Source organism: Thermodesulforhabdus norvegica, from assembly GCF_900114975.1.
GTDB classification, from domain to species: domain Bacteria; phylum Desulfobacterota; class Syntrophobacteria; order Syntrophobacterales; family Thermodesulforhabdaceae; genus Thermodesulforhabdus; species Thermodesulforhabdus norvegica.
This window is the reverse complement of the sequence record NZ_FOUU01000001.1, coordinates 400,507-419,313: the sequence shown is the minus strand read 5'-3', so window position 1 is coordinate 419,313 and position 18,807 is coordinate 400,507. Positions and strand designations below refer to the sequence as shown.

Genomic DNA, 18,807 nt, shown 5'->3' with positions numbered 1-18,807 from the left:
TGGAAACCGGAGGTTTCAAGGTGGAGGGGATAGGAAACGGTGTGAGAGTTATCTCTGTCAGCAGTGGCAAAGGCGGAGTCGGTAAAAGTAACATCGTGATAAATCTGGCGCTAGCTCTTGATCGGATGGGAAAAAGGGTAATGATTCTTGACGCCGACCTGGGACTTGCCAACGTGGATGTGCTTTTGGGGCTGAATCCGAAATACAATATAAGCCATGTGCTTTCGGGAGAAAAAGAGCTTACCGACATAATAGTAAAGGGTCCCGGGAATGTGCTCATCATGCCTGCTAGCTCGGGTGTGCAAGAGCTCACAAGGCTATCTCAGGATCAGAAGATTCTGCTTATGGATCTGTTTGAGTCACTTCCGATGGAGTTTGATGTCTTCTTTATTGATACGGGAGCGGGAATTTCAGACATGGTCATGTACTTCAATATGGTGGCTCATGAGAAGATTGTTGTCTTTACTCCCGAACCGACTTCTCTCACCGACGGATACGCCCTTATCAAAGTACTTTATCAGCGTTATGGAGAAAGATATTTCAGGGTTCTTGTGAACAACGTCGATGGTGAGAAACAGGCCAGAACGATTTTCTCTCAGATTTCCAAAGTGGCAGACTACTTTCTGGACGGTATATCTCTTGATTTTCTTGGGTTTATACCGAGAGATGAGAATCTCGGTAAATCCGTGATGAAGCAAAGACCTTTGCTGGAGCTTTTTCCCAATTCCCCGGCATCAAAGGCCTTTATGACCGTTGCCGAAAGGTTGTTGAGGCTGTCTCCACCGGTGGAGCAGGGTACGGTTAGAATTTTCTGGAAGAGACTTTTAAATGTCTGAAAAGAAATTGCGGAGTGCAGGAACATTGAGTTTTCAGCGTTTGAGCCGAGAAGAGCGAAACGAGCTTGTGGTTCGCTATCTACCTCTTGTGAAAACGGCCGCGTTGCGCCTCATGGGGCGATTGCCAGATCATATTACCTATGATGAACTCTTCAGCAGCGGCGTGGTGGGGCTTCTGGACGCCGTGGATAAGTACGACCCATCTTTCGGAATTCCCTTTGAAAGCTATGCCTTAATACGCATACGGGGCTCCATGATTGATGATATACGCTCGAAAGATGTTGTTCCAAGAGGCGTAAGAGCAAAGGTTGCCGAGATTGAACAGGTCATCGAAAGACTGGAACAAAGGTTGGGACGTCCTCCCGAAGATGAAGAGATAGCAAATGAGCTTGGGATGGATGTTTCTGAATATCACGAAACCCTGGATAACCTGCGGGGGCTTTCTCTGTCTTATTCGCTGGAACATCTCCTTGATTCGGGACAGCATCCGGATTCTCTGACGGAGGACGGTGGGGATGTAACCAGGCAGGTTTATCTAAAGGAGATAAAAAAATCCTGGCCGAAGCAATAAAACGATTGCCCGAACGGGAACAGCTGATCTTGTCGCTCTATTACTACGAAGAACTGACGATGAAGGAAATCGGTGAAATCCTGGGCTACACAGAATCCAGAATATCTCAGCTTCATACCAGCATTCTTCTTAAACTGCGCACCAGGCTCAGGAGAATGCTCAGAAAGGACGACTTACCCGAGGGCGTAGCCGCAGAGTGATAGAGCCATGACGGAGATGGATCGAGAGGACTTTGAACAGGTGGAAGGCCCGGATTTCCGGGGTGACGAACTCGATGAGGATCGCGTCGTAAGCGATAGCGGGCAGCCTGAAAAGATCGTCAAAAAGAGGCAAAAAAACCGGAGACGGTTTATGTTTTCCCTGGGAATGGCAGCAATTTTCGTTGTCCTTACTACGCCGATTGCTCTCATGTTATTTAGATATGAAGAAAAAAGCAGACCTGTTCGTACTGAAGTAATAGCTCCTGTACCTTCTCAGAATTATGTTTCCCGCCTTACTTTTTATGTCCTGGCTCAAAGCAAGGAAAAAGAGGACTTTATACGCCTGGATGTGACCTTTGGCTTTGCAAGTTTAAACGGTAAAGAGTGTTTTGAGCGGAATGAGATTCTTTATAAGGATATGGCTTACAGATTCCTGAAAAAACAGAGGCCTGAAAAAAATGCTCAGTCCCAGTGGAGCAGGATAATTGAAGGGCCTCTTCTTGAGCACCTGAATAAAGAGAAAGTGCCCTGTTCGGTGAAATCCGTTTATCTTGAGATGTTGCAGAGGGTGTAAAACAGGATTTTTATGATGCCGTTGAATTCTCATTACTATGTGGTTGTTCAGTTTGCGTTGCTGGTTGTTTTGCTCATTGCAACGGTTTATTTTTCTACGAAGTACGTGCGTACTCAGAAGAAGATGATGGAATATTTGAAGATGCTGGAATCTCTGGCCGAGACCCATGCATCCCTTGCCCAACAGTTTGAACGAAACCTGGCAGAGCGGGAAGAGATCATAAAAGGCCTGGTAAAACTGCTCGATGAAAGAATAGAAGCGGCAAGAGAGCTCGGTGAAAGGCTCCGGGAAATTTCAGAAAGTGCAATGAATGTGGAAAAAAACGCCATGGGTGACATCTCTGTGAATCCCGAGCATGAAAAAATAGTAAGGCTTGCCCGCCGAGGATTGAGCGCGCGTCGGATAGCCCAGTACTTTCAGAAGCCCCTCGGAGAAATCGAGCTTATTCTCGGGCTTTACGGAATTCCGACTTCAGATAACCCTTCCGATTAGGAATTTTTTTCCCCGGTTAATCTCTTGAAGCGTTCATGGATAAAGAAACGTCATGGAAAGCCTTTTGGCATTCCTTTTGCTCTTCTTTCAGGGCGGAGGTGTGGATTATGAGGCTTGGGTTTGCGGCTTCGGCTCTGGGTTCCATTTTGCAGGAAAAGCGGCTTGAGGTAATTGCCAATAACCTGGCAAATGCCCAGACTCCGGGATTTAAAAAAGACGATGTCCGCTTTACGGACTTTCTCTATCAGGAAACTCATACAAGAATGGATCAGGGCCCTATCCGAATAACATCATCGCCTCTTGATGTTGCCCTGGTCGGTCCGGGGTGGTTCAAGGTCAAGACCGATGAGGGAATATTCTACACGAGATCCGGCAATTTCATGAGAGACCCGGAGGGCAGGCTTGTGACCCCAGAAGGGTGGCCCGTTTTGGACGAATCCGGCGGAGAGATTCAAATCAATTCGACGGATATAACGATCGACGAGAGAGGAAGGGTTTTGGAAAACGGGGTAACCGTAGGGACAATTGCCGTGGTTGATTTTGACGAGGGTGTCAGGCTTGAGAAGGTCAGGGGCGGTTATTTCCGTACCGTTGGATCGGACATAAGAGAGCAGGAACCGGAGGGAACCAGAATTCAGCAGGGAGCCCTGGAAGAACCGAATTTTCATATAGTTGAGGAAATGACCCGCATGATAGACACCCTTAGAATGTTTGAGGCCTATCAAAAAGCCATGAAGCTGTTTCATTCGGAAGATACTCAACTTGCACGAAAGGTGTCAGGGCGCTGACAGGAGGTGTAGGATATGATCAGGAGTCTTTGGACAGCAGCAACAGGAATGGCGGCTCAGCAGTTGAACCTGGATGTAATTGCCAACAATCTGGCCAACGCTCAAACTACGGCCTTCAAAAAGAGCAGAGCCAATTTTGAGGACCTAATGTATCAGACGATTATTCCCCCCGGGGTAACTACTTCAAACGATGTTACGATCCCCACGGGAATTCAGGTTGGTATGGGCGTTAAAACCGTTTCCGTTGATAAGATGTTCAGTCAGGGAAGCTTCGTTCAAACTGAAAATCCCCTTGATCTTGCAATAGAAGGCAAAGGATTTTTCAAAGTTCTGCGTGGGACAGAAGAAGTTTACACCAGGGCAGGATCGTTCAAGCTGGATGCCGACGGATACATATGTGATCCCGAAGGAAACAGGCTTCAGCCCGAAATCAGCATACCAAGAGAAGCCGTGACCATAACCGTTGATGCCGGCGGAACCCTGACCGCTCTTGATCAAAACGGGACCGTCCTCGTAACCGAAACCATAACACTCTACGACTTTCCCAATCCTGCAGGGCTTATCAGCATAGGGCGAAACTACTTTATTCCATCGGAGGCCTCGGGGGAAGAAGTGGAAGGAGAATCCGGGACCGAGGGGTTTGGTACAATACTGCAGGGCTTTCTTGAAAGCTCCAACGTAAATGTCGTGGAAGAAATGGTTAATATGATAGCGGGCCAGAGAGCCTATGAGGCAAACTCGAAGATAATTCGCACGGTGGATGAGATGCTTAGAATTGCAAATAACGTTCAGGCTTAAGGGTAACAAATCATGAAAGCCCGTAAGACGGTTCTGCTGGCTTTTCTGGTAATGTTCTCCTCAACGCTGGCCGACAGGTTATGGGCCCTGTCGCCTCTACACAGGGTGGAGATAGCATCAAGGGTTGAGGTGACCGGTGACGCTGTGTATCTTTCTGACATTGTGGTTCCAGAAAGCGTACCGGAAGACTGGTTCAGAAAATTCCAGTCCATCTATCTCGGAGAAGCTCCACAGCCGGGTGAAGTCAAATACGTTCAGGTAGCCCTTCTGGCCGATTACCTCAGAAAGGTGATCTCTTCGAATATGATGAGTTCAGAAAGTGCCGAAGACATCGTCATATCAATTCCCGACGAAGTAGTTGTTTCGAGAAAAACGATTGTTATACCGAAAGAAGAAATAGAGAAAGCCTACGTTGATTACGTTCTGGCACATAGCCCCTGGGATGCCGAGGATATCAAAATAGAACAAATAAGATATGCAGGCCTTCCTGTTGTACCTGCCGGTACAAGGACGTATGAGGTTTCTGCCGATCGAAATGAAAGGTTTCTGGGTAACGTGACCCTCACCGTCCGTTGTCTAGTTAACGGTCGTCATGCGAGGACTCTCAGGGTTGCCGGGTTTGTCAGATTGTTCAAAGAGGTGATTCATGCTTCCGAGATAATTCCGAAAGGTTCGATTATTGATGCTTCAAAGCTTTCCTGGAAAAGGGCGGACATTACAGAAAGCCCCGAAGATTATGTAACGGAACCCTCCAGGGTGATAGGGAAAAGGGTTCTTCAGGACGTTTATCCAGGAGAACCCATAAAAATTTCGGAGATTGACGATCCCATCGTCGTCCGCAGGGGTGATCCGGTAAAGATTGTCTTTCAGCGCCCCGGTCTGATTCTTACGGCCAAGGGGCAGGTCAAAGAGGACGGGCGTGTCGGTGATGTGGTAAAGGTGATAAACCTTTCGTCAAGAAAGGTGATACAGTGCCGGGTTGCCAGTAAGGACGTTGTAATGGTCGAATAAACATGGGACCAGGGAAGATGAGAACTAAAGATTTTATTTGCCTTATTTGGATACTGACCGCATGTTACGGGTGTGTGAGCACGCAAAATGCCGGAATGACCCGCCAGGCGGTTTCTCCTCCCCCGCCACCCATGGAATTGTTTTATTCGGCCCAGAGTCATGGGGGGCGTGATTCCGCCTTGGATCTTCAGATGAGCGCACCGTCAGGTTCTCTGTGGTCGCCCATGTCTCGATCTCTCTTTTCTGACATTAAAGCTCACAGAATAGGGGATATCTTAACCATAACCATAAGTGAAGAAGCCGATGCTTCGGGAGAAGCCGAAACCGAGACGGAACGAACTCACGATTGGACTGGAAAATTGTCGGCATCGGATTTCAGCGCGGCGGGAAGGAATCTTCTTGGAGGGACCACTTCTTTTAACTACGGAGCGGAATTCGGAAGAGGCCTTAAAGGTTCAGGGAAGACAACGAGAACCAATTCCGTTAAAGCATATATGACAGCGACGGTTATTGATGTTCTTCCCAACGGAAATCTCGTTATTAGAGGGTCAAGGTGGATAAAGGTAAACGACGAAATGCATCAAATTATACTGGAAGGGGTCGTAAGGCCTGTGGACATTACCCGCAATAACACCATTTTGTCCCAGAAAATCGCCGATGCAAAGATCTTTGTCGTCGGGAAAGGACCCATATCGAGACAGCAAAGGCCGGGATGGCTGGGGCAGATTATCGATTTACTCTTTCCTCTGTAAGATCCCTTACGGGGAGGGCTAGAATGAGCCGGCTTTTGAGCTTAATTCTGGTGACGGCATTTCTGGTGATGGCGGAACTCAGCTCGGGAGCCAGAATCAAAGATATTGCTTACTTTGTCGGCAATAGACCCAATTTGCTCATCGGTTACGGGCTTGTTGTGGGGCTTAACGGCACGGGCGATAAAGACAAGACTGAATTTACGGTGAGCACGCTGGCAAACCTTCTGGACAACATGGGCATTAACGTCGATCCAGAGCAGGTGAAGGTTAAAAACGTTGCCGCCGTAATGGTAACTGCGAGGCTTCCGGCTTTTGCAAGGGTCGGGAGCAAGATCGACGTACAGGTGTCTTCAATCGGAGATGCAAAGAGCCTTGCGGGGGGAACTCTTCTCATGACCCCCTTGCAGGGACCCGACGGAGAAATTTATGCTGTTGCTCAGGGTCCCGTTACAATCGGTGGGTTTGCAGCAGGAGGTGCGGCAGCACAGGTTCAGCAGAATCACCCGACGGTGGGATACATCGCAAACGGGGCTATCGTCGAAAAAGAGGTTCCCGTGGACTATTCGGGCCTTAACAGGCTCGATCTGATTATAAGAGATCCCGACTTCACTACGGCTTACCATATCTCCGAAGCCATAAACGTTGTTTTCGGGAACGGAACGGCTTCACCTAAAGATGCCGGCACCGTTACTGTGAGCATTCCTCCAAAATGGGCATCCAATATTGTGGGGTTCATCTCGAAGGTCGAGTCTCTTGAGGTTATACCCGACTATATTGCCAAGGTTGTAATAAACGAAAGAACGGGTACAATTGTTATGGGTGAAAACGTTAGAATTTCGCCCGTGGCCGTTGCACACGGAAATCTCACTGTGAGCATCACAGAACGGCCTTACGTGTCACAGCCTCTGCCTTTTGCGCCCGGAGAGACGGTCGTGGTGCCCAGAACAGAGGTTGAGGTAAAAGAAGAGAAAGCACATCTGGCCGTCGTGGGAGGAGGTGTTACAATAGGGCAGGTGGTGGAAGGCCTGAATGCCCTCGGAGCGACACCCCGGGATCTGATAAACATTCTTCAGGCAATTAAAGCGGCCGGGGCGCTGCATGCAGATCTGGAAATAATGTAGGAGGCCCGATATGGCCCGAAAGGAAAAGGAAGAAAATTCCGGAGGCGGAGGCGGTAGCTGGCTTACTACATATACCGATCTTTGCACCCTACTTTTGACCTTCTTCGTTCTTCTCCTCAGCATGTCGGTAATCGATCCAGAAAGGAAAAAAGAGGCCCTCAATTCGCTTGTTGGGGCCTTCGGTTTTCTTTCTGGGGGCAGATCACCTCTTGGGCAAAAAACGGGCATGGACGTGCGCGAAGCTACAGCCCCTTTAAGGGAAAATTCTCCCATCTCTTACGACATGCTCAAGGAGCTCACCATCAGGAATAACCTCGATCCCGACGCGGAAGTGATAAAGGAGGAAAATCGAATTGTTGTAAGAATAAGCGATAGAATACTTTTTGAGCCGGGCTCTTTGCGCCTGACCCCTCAGGGTGAAAAGTTTCTGGCCCTTTTGGGCATATATTTGAAAAAAACCTTTGAGGAGATTGAAATACGCGGTCATGTTGACATGTACGAAATGCCCGAAAACCCTGAGTGGCCTCAGCAGGCCTGGAAGCTTTCGGCTTTAAGGGCCCTTGAGGTATATAAATTTTTCCTTGATATGGGCATAAGTCCCGAGCGAATGAGTGCTCACGGGCTGAGCTACTTCTGGCCTGTTGTGGACAGCTCGGAGTATCCACATCTCAGATACAAAAACCGCCGAGTTGATATAATCATAGGAAGAAATCCAACAATTCCCCAGAGCCTTTTCCGCAGAAAACCGTCACCGCACTCCTATGTTAACTACAAGAATTTCTTCTTTCGGCTTTTTCCGAATATAGGAGAAGAATCCGGTGGCAAGAAAGAAAAAGAAACAGCAATCGAATAATCAGGGTGGTGGGGAAAGTTCTTGGATGATGACCTTTTCGGACCTTTCTACCCTTCTCCTTACCTTTTTCGTGCTCCTGATTTCCATGTCATCTCTTAACGAACAGGCTTTGAGAACGGCTTTTCATAATTTCGACAGGATGAGCGGGATTCTTTTCTTCAGAAATCGAGAAGCGGTAACCCTTCCCGAAAATGTTGCTTTTAAAGACATCATAAAATCGCTTGAAAGCGTATATGTTATCGATGTTAGGGATATTGACGAGCAGACGCCGGAAATGATTTCCGATCGCGAATTCAACCTGCTGGTCTCCACGGGGAACCTTGTCTGGTACAAAAAGCAGGAAATATATCGTTCTTTTAGCTTTATATTTAATGACGAGCTGCTTTTTGAGAGCGGAAGTGCCAGCCTGAATCCAAAGGTCTTTCCACTTTTGAACAAGCTTGCTGCCTTCCTGAAAGAATCAAGATATATGGTTTTCATTGACGGCCATACGGACAACATACCGCCTTCGCCGACTTCGGCGTATCGGAGTAATGAAGAACTTTCCATTGCCCGGGCTATGGCGGTAGCAGCTTACTTTATCGAACAGGCCGGAGTGCCTCCGTCAAAGATCGCAGTTACCGGATATGGGGATCTCTTACCTATTGCAGATAACAGCACACCCAAAGGAAGGGCTCTGAATCGTCGCGTTGAATTAATATTTCGCCCCGTTGAAGAGTAGGTCGTGAAAATCTTTCCGCCCCAGGAGGAAAGGAATAACGGCAGAGGGAAGTTACCATGAAGGTAGGAAGTTTGTTTAAGAACCCGGATGTTGATGTCGATCTACAGAAAAGAGAGCTTCGTAAAGCCTGCTCCGAATTCGAAAGTCTTTTTGTGGCGCAGATTTTGAAAAATGCCAGGGCGAGTATCCTTCGTTCAGAAGAACCGGATGCGGCAATGGCTATTTATGAGAGTATGTTCGATGATGCAGTCGCCAGAACAGTTGCTGAAAAAGGGATCTTTGGAATAGGGGAGCTTCTTTATGAAGAGCTTGTCCCTTTGATCGAAAAGAAAAAGGATCCGGCCAAGGAGTGAGGGCAGAAAGATGAATAAGGAACTTGCCCGGCGACTTATCTGTCTGAAAGATATCCTGGAGGAAGAGAAAAGATGCTTACGTGAAAAAGCCTGGGATCGGTTCCCGGGGTTAATGGGCGAAAAGCTTGCCCTTCTGTCGGAAATTCGAGAAATCGTAGAGAAAAATGAGCAGAATGACCGATCGCCAGGAGATCCGGAAGTAAGAAATCTGGCCAGGGAAATTAGAAAAATCAATGAGAGTAACAGACTCTACATAGAGGAGATGCTTTCTTTCTATCAGGGGATTCTTTCTCTTATCCTGCCGGATCAGTACAACGTTCAGGGATTGAACAAGCCTTCTCCGTTATGCACCAGGGGGTTGGCAGTACATAAAGAGGCATAACCATGGGCGGGTTGATTCAGGCTCTCGAGACGGCCAAACTGAGTCTTCTCAACACACAGCTTCAAATTCAGACGGCCAACAATAACATTTCACAGGCCGAAAATGAAAATTACCACAGACAGACCGTAGAACTGGTAACAAACCCTCCCGTGAGGTACGGTCATCACTTTATCGGTACGGGAGCAAGGGTTTATAGAATAAGACAGGAGATCGATAGATTCGTCGAGCAGCGATTGTTCAATGCCATCTCCGGAGAATCGGATTTTGCCACAAGAAGTTTCTACCTAGACACACTGTCCACCTATGCCTTTGATGATGGTGAATCCGGTGTTTCATCGCTTTTGAGAAATTTCTGGGATGCCTGGGACGATCTGTCGGCAAATCCGGGCGAAGCCGAAAAGGTAAGCGTTGTGAAAGCAGCAGAAAGCCTCGCCGATTTCATAAGAAGCACCTATCAATCCATGGCCGAAGTGGCCGGGGATATCGATAAGGATTTAGAGCAGACCGTTGACCGTGCTAACGAGCTGATACAGAAAATAACCGAGTATAATAGCCAGATCGTCAGGACGGAATATCCCCTCGATCCGGGTAATTCGGAAATCCGGGACACCGCAAATTCTCTTCGAGATCTCCGATATGAGGCAATAAAGGAGCTGGCATCACTTATTCCTATATCTGTTCAGGAACAGGAAAACGGAAGCGTTGTGGTGTCTGTGACGGATAACGTGGGAGATCCCCCAGTTCTCCAGGAAATACCTTTGATTTACGGAAATACGGGAACGGATTTTACGACCCTTGTTTACGACGGAAATGGCGAGTTTCATTATAATGGATACGCTCAAAGCCCTTCTCATTCACTGGATGGTGGCAAAATAAACGGTTTGCTGACAAGCTATGATGATCTTAACACGGTAATGGACGAGTTCAACCGGTTTGCCGTTTCTCTTATAGACGAGGTTAATTCAAGACATGCCGATGTCTTTTCCGGGACGGGTGCCGATGATATCCAGGTTTCCACGACATTCGACCCGGACCCCACACTGGCTCTTTATGTCTCAAACTTGCAGGATACGAATATCGCCTCCCTGGGTGATTTCACTTTTGCCGAATACCTGTCACAGATCCAGCACAATATCGGCTCTTTACATGAGAGTGCCGAAGACAGGCATTCCTTCTACTCGGCGCTGGTAGATGAAGTGCAGGAACAACAGCAGAGCATATCCGGCGTTTCTCTGGATGAAGAACTGGTCGATCTTATAAAATTTCAGCAGCTTTTCCAGGCCTCTGCGAAGGTAATTACCACGGTTTCTGAGCTTATGAACACGGTGGTGAACATGGTGTGATAAAAGTACATCTGGAGACCGGAAATGAAGGTCAGTTTTTCCACCAAGTATAATTCTCTTCTGGAAGGAATTTTCCGTAAAGAACAGGATATTTCCAAACTACGGGAATCTATATCAAAGGGAAAGGAACTACTTCGACCTTCCGACGACCCTGTGAGTTGGTATAGGGTGATGAACCTGAAAAACCTGTCGGGAGAAACCGAACAATGGCTTGAAAATCTGGACTTTGCTACACATTGGGGAGAATATACGGAATCAAGACTCAATCATCTTAACGACTTGCTCACAAGGGCCAGAGAAATAGCCATAAAAGCAATAAAGGTTAATTCTGAAGAGACTATTTCCGGTTATGTGTCTGAACTTGATGAAATCGTCGATGAAGCCCTTTCTATCGCCAGGAGCACTTATCTGGATCGTTATGTTTTCCTTCCGTGGAGTGATATAGATCCGACTGCCGCTATATTCGATCCATCGACTGGTGATTTAATGCTGCCTTTTGCTCCCGACGATTTTAGTGAATCCCTTGAAGTTAGAATTGGTCCGCAGGAGAAATTGCGGGTTAATGTGGACGCCAAGAAAGTTTTTTTCAGCGAAGACGGAAGTACTATCTTCAATCACCTTATAGGCTTGCGGAATGCCATTCAAAGTAATGATACGGATCAAATAAGCCAGTACATGGGGCAAATTGAGGAAGATCAGGATAGAGTTCTGGCAGGTTTGGCTGAAGCAGGAACCATTATGGTCAGGCTTGATGCCAGGTCGAATGCGCTGGAGGAATTGCAGATAGACCTTGAGGACGACACGGCAGAACTGGAACAAACCGACGTGACTCGTATGGCAACGGATTATCAATTGAAGGTCCTCGCCCTTCAGGCTCTGTATCAGACCACCTCCGGGGTTTCTTCGCTGTCATTGGTTTCCTATTTGTAACAAGCCCTTTTAAGTAGCCGATTTTTTATCAATGGAGGGTGGCACGATGAGAAAACTGTTTATACCCGGGCTAATTTTGGGGGTAGTGCTTATTGCCCAGGCTGGTGACACTGCGGTTACTCCCGATTCAATTAGTGAATATTTCAGGGAAGTTGCCGAATTGGTCATAAAGAGGGATGCGAAAGGGATTTATGAAAGAATGACACCGGAGGTTCAGCAGAAGTTTACGTCTGATTATATTGCCGATTTTCTCAACAAGACCCTTGGGGACATAGGTGAGCCGATTTCAGCGACCTTGACCGGATTTCAGTTGGACTCCGGGCAGGGGTTTTCCCAGGTAGAAGGTCTTCTGGAGTTTTCCAAGGGGAAAATATTTCTGGGGCTCCTGCTTAAAAACACCCCTGAAGGGTTTCGGATTCACTATCTGAACATACATTACCCGCAAGATGATGTTCATGGACAGAAGATGATTCAGACTTTTGCTTCTGAGGCAAAGAATTTTCTCAAAGACACATTCTTCGAAACCTTAAAGAAAGAAGGGTCGCAAATTGCCATCAATTATGTTGATCCCGAGGTTCGTAAAGAAGTGGGCGACGATTTAATAACCATGATACTCGACAGGCTGAGAAACGTCGAAATTACCGATATCCAGAACTACTCTTACGATTCAAGCAGAGAGGGTATTCTACACAAGTTTCTTTTATCCGGTCTTACTGACAATCAAGAAGGGTGCAGTGTTGAAGTAGTTCTGAGAGAGGAGAAGGAGAACTTCAATATTTTGGATATAAACATATATTCAAGTAGATAAGGTGGGGATCAGGATAGCGTGCTATCCTGATCCAGGAGGGATGGGGAGAAGCTATCCGGGGAAGCAGGCCTCAAGAACTTGCTGGATCTCCTCGCCGCTGAGCCTTACATAGTCTGCCCGCATAACTTCCGCGAGCATATCTGACGTCCAGACGTCGTAACCCGGGTTTTCTTCAAATATCCATGTTTCCATGGCGGGTTCTATAATTACCCCGGGATCAAATTTCCACCCTATGTCAAAGACAACCTCCGGGTTCCTGCACATAAATACAAGCTTTCCCTGATAGTTTCCCTTGACCATATAAACATTGGGACAGGTGTAATCAAATTTCCAGCCCTCTCTGTCAAGCGCAGCTTCGGCGAATTTTTGAATGACTTCCGGGTGGACACTTGTGCGAACGTTAATGTGCATGTGATTTGTAGTACTTTGAGTAGCGATATCAAGACCCTTTAAAAAGTGCTCACTCCTGAAATAGGCATCCAATGTCTTCTCTTCCTGAGAACCAACCTGTCGAAAGGGAAACTTTTCGTAGAAGCGGTTTATATACCATCGATTCCATACAAGCAAATTGCATCCAGATTCTCCACCTTCACAGGGTCTTATGCCCACATCCTTGTTGAAAAACCATTGAAAATCGAAATGAGGTTTACCCTTGGGCTCTATGCCATGAAGACTGCCCATTCCGGGTTTGGGTGCCATATGATCAATCCTTCTCGTAGAAGGCCACCCCAATTTCTCAAAGTAGCCGGTTATAATTGCTTCCAGTGAATCTGGATGAACTGACGTTTCCACGTAAGCGTGAAGATGGCTTCCCTGTGGATCTGGATCCACGGCTAGAGCCGCACACAGCCTTCGCCAGTGATCGGAGTTGGCGAAATAGTCTTTGACCTGATTAAGAAGCTCCTTTCTATCCATTGTTCTCCTCCTTAACATTAGCTGATGGATTTGGTTCTTTTCGGTCATAAGACCCGGGACGTACAGGTGGGCTGAAAACGCTGATTAATACCAGTGGTTCGCTTCCGGTGTTTTTTACGCCATGTTCCTCACCGGGACTTGTGAAAACCGCAACTCCAGGTTCTAGCCTGTAAACCTTGCCTTCTACCGTGGTCTCTCCCCGCCCTGAAATCACATATATGATCTCCTCTTCGTTCTCATGCCTGTGAGATCCGGGATCGCTCCCCGGGGGGAAGATTACCACCCCAAATATCATATTGCGGCAGTTTCCATCCTCAGGTCCCACGAGTTTTTTCCACAACCGTCCCGGCAACTCAAGCCCTGCAACTTCACCTTCTCTGACATAGTACATTTTTAACTCCTCCATATTTCAGGGAGTTATCCGAACATACCCGGTATTACCAGCGTCAATTGAGGAAAGAGGTTTATTAAAAACAATATAATCAACATGGTAATAATTACGGGAACTGCATGAAGAGCTGTCTTTTCCACGGGAACTTGAGAAATCGCCGACGATACGAAGAGGCAGTATCCTACCGGAGGGGTAAGAAGTCCTATTGACATGTTAAGTATAAAGATCATTGCCATATGTAACTGGTTTATACCGAGAGCATCGGCGAGAGGAATCAGAACAGGAACTATGATTACGGTGGCTACCAGTATATCCAGTAAAAGACCCGTTAGAAGAAGTATGATATTTAAAACAAATAATACTACCCACTTATTCGTCGATATTGAAAACATAAAATTTTGAAACAATTCGGGGATACCCTCGTTGATTGAAATGTATGAAAAAACCGATGCAGCGGCTATAATAATAACCAGCTTTGCTGTTGTTTTTGCCGAGTTCAGCAAAAGAGTTGGAACCTGAGACCACTTGAGCTCGCGATAGGCATAAATTGCTACGGCAAGGGAATATACGACCCCGATCATTGCAGATTCTGTGGGAGTAAATACTCCGCTTACAATGCCTCCGACTATAATCAGAGGGGTAAGAATCGCCAGGATAGAACGCCTGAAGGTATTCCATACCGTAGCCCAGGAAAAGCGGTAGCCCTCGGATGGACCATATCCCTTCTTTTTGCATACTATGTAGCACATAGCCATCAGGCTAAACCCTATCATCATGCCTGGTATGTAACCCGCCAGAAAAAGGTCCAGAAGAGAAAGACCGGCAGTCATGGAATATACAATCATCGGTATTGAAGGCGGAATTATATTTCCCAGAGGGCCTGCGGTTCCAACAACTGCCGACGAAAACTCCTTGGGATATTTTTCTTTTTCCATAAGTGGCACGAGTACCGAGGCTACTGCGGCCGTATCCGCCACGGCAGATCCGGAAATTCCCCCCATGATCATGCCCGTTAAAACAGCGACCATAGACAACCCGCCCCGGAAGTGACCGACCAGCGAATTGGAAAAATCAACGGCGCGCCTGGAAATTCCACCGATACACATAATTTCACCGGCAAGGACAAATCCGGGAATTGCAAGCAAAGCGAAAGAGTCCATCCCTATCATGAGACGCTGAGCGATGATTTGCAGGGGAAGATCGCCGAGTATACATGCCACCGCAGCGGATATTCCAAAGGAAAAGAAGAGCGGCATTCCCATAAGGCAACAAAACAGAAAAACGGCAACAACCCATAACATCAATGACATGGATTTCTCTCCGATCTGAGTGATCTGATGTATTCATTAACGGTTCTGATAAGATTTTCCGTTACGTAAAGAGCCATAAAAAAGGCTCCAACGGGAATACAGAGATAGAACCAGCCCATGGAGAGACCGAGGCTTGGGGAAAGGGCTTCCGATACTGTTGGGTAAATCCTTATACCTTCCGTGATAATTATCAGGCAGATAAAAAGCATTGCCAGGTTCATTGTGACCATCCAGATAGTACGTGGGGTTTTCGGCAGGGCATTCAGAATGAAGGTGATCTGAATGTGACTGTTTTCCCGAGTTACCAGGGCACTTCCCAGCATTACAGTCCAGAGAAACATAAGTCGGCTGACTTCCATAGACCAGGACGGTGGATTATGAAACACATATCGCATCACGACTGCGTAGAAAAGAACAGCCACTATTGCTGCCATAAAAACAATGCATACAAGGGTGAGGCCACGGGAAATAGTGTTTAAAACCGATCGTATCACGATCCCCTCCATGGGCGGTCTGACCTTAATCTGTCTATTTTTGAGACTTTCTCAATTCTTCCAGGAATTGAAGGGCTTCATCCATGAACTCGGGGCCTATTTTGTTGCGAAATGAGACGTATATGGGTTTTGTCCTTTCTCTAAATTCATTGAAAGCAGCTTCCGTTAAATAATTCACTTTAACGCCCTTGGCTTCAAGGAGTTCCTTTGATTTTTCATCCACTTCCTGTTGCTGTAGTCGTGCCCACTTCATCGCTTCAGCGCCCGTTTCTTTGATTATTTTCTGCTCTTCCGGAGTGAAGGTGCTGAAAAGCTTTTTGCTCATAATCAGAGGAGCAGATTCATAATAGTGCATTGTTTTGGTGGCGTATTTGGCAATTTCATATAGCTTAAGGTCATAGCCCAGACCGTAGGTTGTGGAAATGCCATCTACAGTGCCCTGCCTGAGTCCCATAAGACATTCGCTCCAGGCCATCGGTGTGGGGATTCCCCCCATGTAGGTTATTATTGCCATATCCAGAGGGGTCTCTACGGTTCGTATTTTGAGACCTTTAAGATCTTCGGGTCCGTTTATAGGTCTTACGTTATTCCAGATGCCTCGGAATGACCATGTTGCCCAGCCTATTCCCACGATCTCCTTTTCCTCCAGGAGCTTAAAGAGCTTCTGACCTATTTTACCGTCAAGGAAAGCATTGGCTTCTTCGTGGCTGTTGAAAAGATAGGGCATGGCTATCATTGCGAATTGAGGTACGATGTTGGCAATTACCGAGCCACTCACAACGGCGCTGTCAAGAGTTCCCAGGCGACATGCTTCTATCATTTCTCTATCGCCCCCCATTACTCCACGCCCCAGGATTTTCACCTTCAGCTTACCGCCCGAACGATCGTTTAGAAGCTCCTGCCATTTGAGGAGCCCCTTGTAGATGGTTGTTTCGGGGAGGGCAACGGTGGCTACCCTTATTGTTTTTTGAGCATGTACCGTGGCAATGGGAGTTAACACAAAGGCAAACAACGTTAGTAAAAGGGTTATAAAGCTCGTTCTAAACCACAATCTTTTCATGACCGCCTCCTTATTATACTGAGTGGTCGTTTTAATAACCCGAACTTAAAAATCTCACGCCCAAATTACTCATTCTGCCGTCGCTCTGGTTTTCACCGAGCCGGACCGCTAGATCAGACGGGCCACATCAAAAGCATGGTGAATTGCATTCATGGCGTTTCCGGGACAGGCGCAATCTCCCACGTAATAACATTCGCACTTTTTGGAAGTATCAGGTGGAACACAGAGAGCAGGTCTTGCTCCAGCAGCAATAACGACACGGCGAGCCGGCACACGCATTTCTTTTCCCCCGCCGATCAGCGGGCGATCAGAAACAACCACTGAATCGGCCTCAATAACCATGGCCCTGCAACCCGTTAAGATTCTCACCCCCTTCTTTTCTAGCCTGGCTAATAGTGACTCCCGCACCCCTGTTCCCGGAATCAGATCTCTTCCAACGGCATCGAGCATCTCTACGACGCTGATTTCCAGCTTCCGATCGGCCAGAAAATCAGCAGTTTCAAGCCCGACGGCTCCCCCGCCGATAACAACGACAGGATCTTCCCTGACCTCAACGGCTCCTGATAGAACATCGTGAGCCGTGGAGACATGAGGTAAATCGACTCCGGGAATACATGGCAAAACGGGTATAGAACCTGTTGCTACAATGTAAACATCGCCCTGGAGCTCTCTTAACACCTCGGCCGTTGCCTCGGTTCCAAGGCGAATTTCCACTCCCAGACGCTCTAGTTCCCTGGAATAAAATTCTACGAGCATGGCAAACTCTTTTTTGCCGGGAGCGGCGGAAGCAAGGTTGAATTGGCCGCCGAGAAGCTCTTCTTTCTCCAGTAAAGTGACCTTGTGTCCTCTCAGGGATGCAACACGGGCTGCCTCGCATCCGGCAGGCCCACCTCCGATGACAACAACCCGTTTCTTCTTCGGTGCCTGCTTTATCGGTTTTTCGTACTCCCGGCCTGCTTCAGGATTGTAGAGACATGATATGCCGTTGCGTTCCGGTTGTCGTAAAGCTCCAAAACATCCCTGATTGCAGCGGATGCATCTGCGTATTTCGGCAACCCTGTTTTCGGCAAGCTTGTTGGGCAAATCGGGATCGGCTATAAGGGGTCTACCGAGGCCTATGAAGTCTGCTTTTCCCTCTCTTATTACTTTTGATGCCAGCTCTGGAGTCATGGAGTTTCCAACTATTACGGGGACCTTAACGTGGGACTTTACTGTTGCTGCTATCGGTACCAAGAGGCCTCTGGGAATGTCACTGGGGGGTATGGATATGTGATTAATGTGACCGAGGCCGCCTGATATGTTGATGGCCGTTACGCCGTTTTTTTCCAGCTCCTGTGACAGGGCTATTGCATCTTCTTCCGTAAAGCCTTCCGGATGAAATTCGCTTCCCGAAATTCGATAAATAACGGGGTAATCGGCTCCGAGGGTTTCTCTAATACGTTGCAGGATTTCTAGAGCGAAGCGGAAACGCCCGTTCCTTGAACCGCCGTACTCATCGGCGCGCTTATTCCAGTAAGGAGAAAGAAACTCCGAGATCAGGCAACCATGGCACGCATGGATCTCTATGGCGTCAAACCCTGCTGATTTTGCCCGGCAAGCAGCGGAAACAAACAGTTCAACAATGTATTTTATTTCTTCTTTTGTGAGTTCCAGACAGGGGTTTATGCAGTCGGGGGCTTGTGCCGAGGCTGCAAACCTGGGGAAGCCGTTCAGGGTTTGACGAAAATAGATTCCCAGCTGTATGGATGCGAGAGAACCTTCTTTGTGGATTCGAGTGGCAAGCGCCGTAAGCCCCGGTATTAGATTGTCGCTGTAAATTCCGAGGGCATTCCTGATATGGGGCAACAGGGGATGGATATAGGCTTCTTCGACCGTTACAAGTGCCACTCCGCCGGCGGCTCGGGTGGCATAATATTCCAGCATTCTTTCGGTAACTATTCCTCTTGGGTTCGCGAAGCCGGTACTCATGGCGGTCATAATGAGTCGGTTTTTAAGGGTTAGCTGGCCGAGTTTTGCGGGTTCAAAAAGAACAGAGTACATTGATTGACCCCTTATTTGGGTTTGAAGGAAAGGTGATGTCACATCGCCGAGTCATAGGTTGCCT

Annotated in this window: 23 protein-coding genes; 17 read left to right on the top strand and 6 right to left on the bottom strand. The window is 47.5% G+C overall.

Going from position 1 to position 18,807, the window contains the following annotated elements; all coding sequences use genetic code 11:
• The first annotated feature begins 20 nt into the window (after positions 1 to 20).
• The 17 genes from BM091_RS02020 to BM091_RS01940 all read left to right on the top strand — a co-directional run bounded on the left by BM091_RS02020 (position 21) and on the right by BM091_RS01940 (position 12,533).
• A complete protein-coding gene (locus BM091_RS02020) occupies positions 21 to 836 on the top strand; it encodes a MinD/ParA family protein (RefSeq protein WP_177193489.1) in 816 nt (271 codons plus the stop codon).
• Positions 829 to 1,407: a sigma-70 family RNA polymerase sigma factor gene (locus BM091_RS02015; protein WP_093393094.1), complete on the top strand. Its 579-nt coding sequence runs from the start codon at positions 829 to 831 to the stop codon at positions 1,405 to 1,407. The genes BM091_RS02020 and BM091_RS02015 overlap by 8 nt, the downstream gene beginning before the upstream one ends.
• A 5-nt stretch (positions 1,408 to 1,412) precedes the next feature.
• Positions 1,413 to 1,607, top strand: coding sequence for a sigma-70 family RNA polymerase sigma factor (locus BM091_RS02010; RefSeq protein ID WP_177193488.1), 195 nt, complete (start codon positions 1,413 to 1,415; stop codon positions 1,605 to 1,607).
• Positions 1,608 to 1,614: 7 nt separating this feature from the next.
• Positions 1,615 to 2,181 carry a hypothetical protein gene (locus BM091_RS02005; RefSeq protein WP_093393092.1) on the top strand — a complete coding sequence of 189 codons (567 nt, stop codon included), beginning with the start codon at positions 1,615 to 1,617 and terminating at the stop codon, positions 2,179 to 2,181.
• Between the two features lie 12 nt (positions 2,182 to 2,193).
• Entirely contained in the window at positions 2,194 to 2,673 is a 480-nt protein-coding gene (locus tag BM091_RS02000) for a hypothetical protein (RefSeq protein WP_093393091.1), read from the top strand.
• Positions 2,674 to 2,780: 107 nt separating this feature from the next.
• Positions 2,781 to 3,461 carry a flagellar hook-basal body protein gene (locus BM091_RS01995; RefSeq protein WP_177193487.1) on the top strand — a complete coding sequence of 227 codons (681 nt, stop codon included), beginning with the start codon at positions 2,781 to 2,783 and terminating at the stop codon, positions 3,459 to 3,461.
• Positions 3,462 to 3,476: 15 nt separating this feature from the next.
• Positions 3,477 to 4,259, top strand: a complete 783-nt coding sequence (gene flgG / locus BM091_RS01990; RefSeq protein WP_093393088.1) for a flagellar basal-body rod protein FlgG — start codon at positions 3,477 to 3,479, stop codon at positions 4,257 to 4,259.
• 12 nt (positions 4,260 to 4,271) lie between these two features.
• Positions 4,272 to 5,270, top strand: coding sequence for a flagellar basal body P-ring formation chaperone FlgA (gene flgA, locus BM091_RS01985; RefSeq protein ID WP_093393086.1), 999 nt, complete (start codon positions 4,272 to 4,274; stop codon positions 5,268 to 5,270).
• Positions 5,271 to 5,461: 191 nt separating this feature from the next.
• Positions 5,462 to 6,022: a flagellar basal body L-ring protein FlgH gene (locus BM091_RS01980; protein ID WP_177193486.1), complete on the top strand. Its 561-nt coding sequence runs from the start codon at positions 5,462 to 5,464 to the stop codon at positions 6,020 to 6,022.
• Between the two features lie 23 nt (positions 6,023 to 6,045).
• Positions 6,046 to 7,143, top strand: coding sequence for a flagellar basal body P-ring protein FlgI (locus BM091_RS01975; protein ID WP_093393083.1), 1,098 nt, complete (start codon positions 6,046 to 6,048; stop codon positions 7,141 to 7,143).
• 10 nt (positions 7,144 to 7,153) lie between these two features.
• The gene (locus tag BM091_RS01970) at positions 7,154 to 7,996 is read left to right on the top strand and encodes an OmpA/MotB family protein (RefSeq protein WP_093393082.1); all 843 of its coding nucleotides are present in this window, start codon (positions 7,154 to 7,156) and stop codon (positions 7,994 to 7,996) included.
• Entirely contained in the window at positions 7,962 to 8,717 is a 756-nt protein-coding gene (locus BM091_RS01965; RefSeq protein ID WP_093393080.1) for an OmpA family protein, read from the top strand. The genes BM091_RS01970 and BM091_RS01965 overlap by 35 nt, the downstream gene beginning before the upstream one ends.
• 56 nt (positions 8,718 to 8,773) lie before the next feature.
• On the top strand, positions 8,774 to 9,070 hold the full coding sequence (locus tag BM091_RS01960) for a rod-binding protein (RefSeq protein ID WP_093393079.1): 297 nt from the start codon (positions 8,774 to 8,776) through the stop codon (positions 9,068 to 9,070).
• A gap of 10 nt (positions 9,071 to 9,080) precedes the next feature.
• Positions 9,081 to 9,452, top strand: a complete 372-nt coding sequence (locus BM091_RS01955) for a hypothetical protein (protein ID WP_093393077.1) — start codon at positions 9,081 to 9,083, stop codon at positions 9,450 to 9,452.
• Positions 9,453 to 9,454: 2 nt separating this feature from the next.
• Positions 9,455 to 10,795: a flagellar hook-associated protein FlgK gene (gene flgK, locus BM091_RS01950; RefSeq protein ID WP_093393076.1), complete on the top strand. Its 1,341-nt coding sequence runs from the start codon at positions 9,455 to 9,457 to the stop codon at positions 10,793 to 10,795.
• A 24-nt stretch (positions 10,796 to 10,819) separates the two neighbouring features.
• Complete coding sequence (locus BM091_RS01945; protein WP_093393074.1) at positions 10,820 to 11,725, top strand: flagellin N-terminal helical domain-containing protein; 906 nt, start codon at positions 10,820 to 10,822, stop codon at positions 11,723 to 11,725.
• A gap of 46 nt (positions 11,726 to 11,771) precedes the next feature.
• Entirely contained in the window at positions 11,772 to 12,533 is a 762-nt protein-coding gene (locus tag BM091_RS01940; RefSeq protein WP_093393073.1) for a hypothetical protein, read from the top strand.
• Positions 12,534 to 12,584: 51 nt separating this feature from the next.
• Here the strand turns inward: BM091_RS01940 and BM091_RS01935 are convergent, their stop codons facing one another.
• The 6 genes from BM091_RS01935 to BM091_RS01910 form a co-directional block, all read right to left on the bottom strand.
• Positions 12,585 to 13,448 (bottom strand): hypothetical protein, encoded by an 864-nt coding sequence (locus tag BM091_RS01935; RefSeq protein ID WP_093393071.1) that lies wholly within the window; start codon positions 13,446 to 13,448, stop codon positions 12,585 to 12,587.
• A complete protein-coding gene (locus BM091_RS01930) occupies positions 13,441 to 13,839 on the bottom strand; it encodes a cupin domain-containing protein (protein WP_177193485.1) in 399 nt (132 codons plus the stop codon). The genes BM091_RS01935 and BM091_RS01930 overlap by 8 nt, the downstream gene beginning before the upstream one ends.
• Before the next feature lie 26 nt (positions 13,840 to 13,865).
• Entirely contained in the window at positions 13,866 to 15,149 is a 1,284-nt protein-coding gene (locus BM091_RS01925; RefSeq protein WP_093393068.1) for a TRAP transporter large permease, read from the bottom strand.
• Entirely contained in the window at positions 15,140 to 15,643 is a 504-nt protein-coding gene (locus tag BM091_RS01920) for a TRAP transporter small permease (RefSeq protein ID WP_177193484.1), read from the bottom strand. Before BM091_RS01920 ends, BM091_RS01925 begins: the two co-directional genes overlap by 10 nt.
• Before the next feature lie 34 nt (positions 15,644 to 15,677).
• Complete coding sequence (locus BM091_RS01915; RefSeq protein ID WP_093393065.1) at positions 15,678 to 16,703, bottom strand: TRAP transporter substrate-binding protein; 1,026 nt, start codon at positions 16,701 to 16,703, stop codon at positions 15,678 to 15,680.
• Positions 16,704 to 16,811: 108 nt separating this feature from the next.
• Positions 16,812 to 18,743 carry an oxidoreductase gene (locus BM091_RS01910; protein WP_093393064.1) on the bottom strand — a complete coding sequence of 644 codons (1,932 nt, stop codon included), beginning with the start codon at positions 18,741 to 18,743 and terminating at the stop codon, positions 16,812 to 16,814.
• Positions 18,744 to 18,807 lie beyond the last annotated feature (64 nt).

Excerpts from the sequence above, each read along its gene's own strand:
- BM091_RS01940 (WP_093393073.1), top strand. The coding sequence starts at position 11,772 with ATGAGAAAACTGTTTATACCCGGGCTAATTTTGGGGGTAGTGCTTATT.
- BM091_RS01980 (WP_177193486.1), top strand. The coding sequence starts at position 5,462 with ATGAGCGCACCGTCAGGTTCTCTGTGGTCGCCCATGTCTCGATCTCTC.
- BM091_RS01945 (WP_093393074.1), top strand. The coding sequence starts at position 10,820 with ATGAAGGTCAGTTTTTCCACCAAGTATAATTCTCTTCTGGAAGGAATT.
- BM091_RS02005 (WP_093393092.1), top strand. The coding sequence starts at position 1,615 with ATGACGGAGATGGATCGAGAGGACTTTGAACAGGTGGAAGGCCCGGAT.
- BM091_RS01995 (WP_177193487.1), top strand. The coding sequence starts at position 2,781 with ATGAGGCTTGGGTTTGCGGCTTCGGCTCTGGGTTCCATTTTGCAGGAA.
- BM091_RS02015 (WP_093393094.1), top strand. The coding sequence starts at position 829 with ATGTCTGAAAAGAAATTGCGGAGTGCAGGAACATTGAGTTTTCAGCGT.
- BM091_RS02000 (WP_093393091.1), top strand. The coding sequence starts at position 2,194 with ATGATGCCGTTGAATTCTCATTACTATGTGGTTGTTCAGTTTGCGTTG.
- flgG (WP_093393088.1), top strand. The coding sequence starts at position 3,477 with ATGATCAGGAGTCTTTGGACAGCAGCAACAGGAATGGCGGCTCAGCAG.
- BM091_RS01925 (WP_093393068.1), bottom strand. The coding sequence starts at position 15,149 with ATGTCATTGATGTTATGGGTTGTTGCCGTTTTTCTGTTTTGTTGCCTT.
- BM091_RS01975 (WP_093393083.1), top strand. The coding sequence starts at position 6,046 with ATGAGCCGGCTTTTGAGCTTAATTCTGGTGACGGCATTTCTGGTGATG.
- flgK (WP_093393076.1), top strand. The coding sequence starts at position 9,455 with ATGGGCGGGTTGATTCAGGCTCTCGAGACGGCCAAACTGAGTCTTCTC.
- BM091_RS01960 (WP_093393079.1), top strand. The coding sequence starts at position 8,774 with ATGAAGGTAGGAAGTTTGTTTAAGAACCCGGATGTTGATGTCGATCTA.
- BM091_RS01955 (WP_093393077.1), top strand. The coding sequence starts at position 9,081 with ATGAATAAGGAACTTGCCCGGCGACTTATCTGTCTGAAAGATATCCTG.
- BM091_RS01935 (WP_093393071.1), bottom strand. The coding sequence starts at position 13,448 with ATGGATAGAAAGGAGCTTCTTAATCAGGTCAAAGACTATTTCGCCAAC.
- BM091_RS01970 (WP_093393082.1), top strand. The coding sequence starts at position 7,154 with ATGGCCCGAAAGGAAAAGGAAGAAAATTCCGGAGGCGGAGGCGGTAGC.
- BM091_RS01930 (WP_177193485.1), bottom strand. The coding sequence starts at position 13,839 with ATGTACTATGTCAGAGAAGGTGAAGTTGCAGGGCTTGAGTTGCCGGGA.
- BM091_RS01915 (WP_093393065.1), bottom strand. The coding sequence starts at position 16,703 with ATGAAAAGATTGTGGTTTAGAACGAGCTTTATAACCCTTTTACTAACG.
- flgA (WP_093393086.1), top strand. The coding sequence starts at position 4,272 with ATGAAAGCCCGTAAGACGGTTCTGCTGGCTTTTCTGGTAATGTTCTCC.
- BM091_RS01910 (WP_093393064.1), bottom strand. The coding sequence starts at position 18,743 with ATGTACTCTGTTCTTTTTGAACCCGCAAAACTCGGCCAGCTAACCCTT.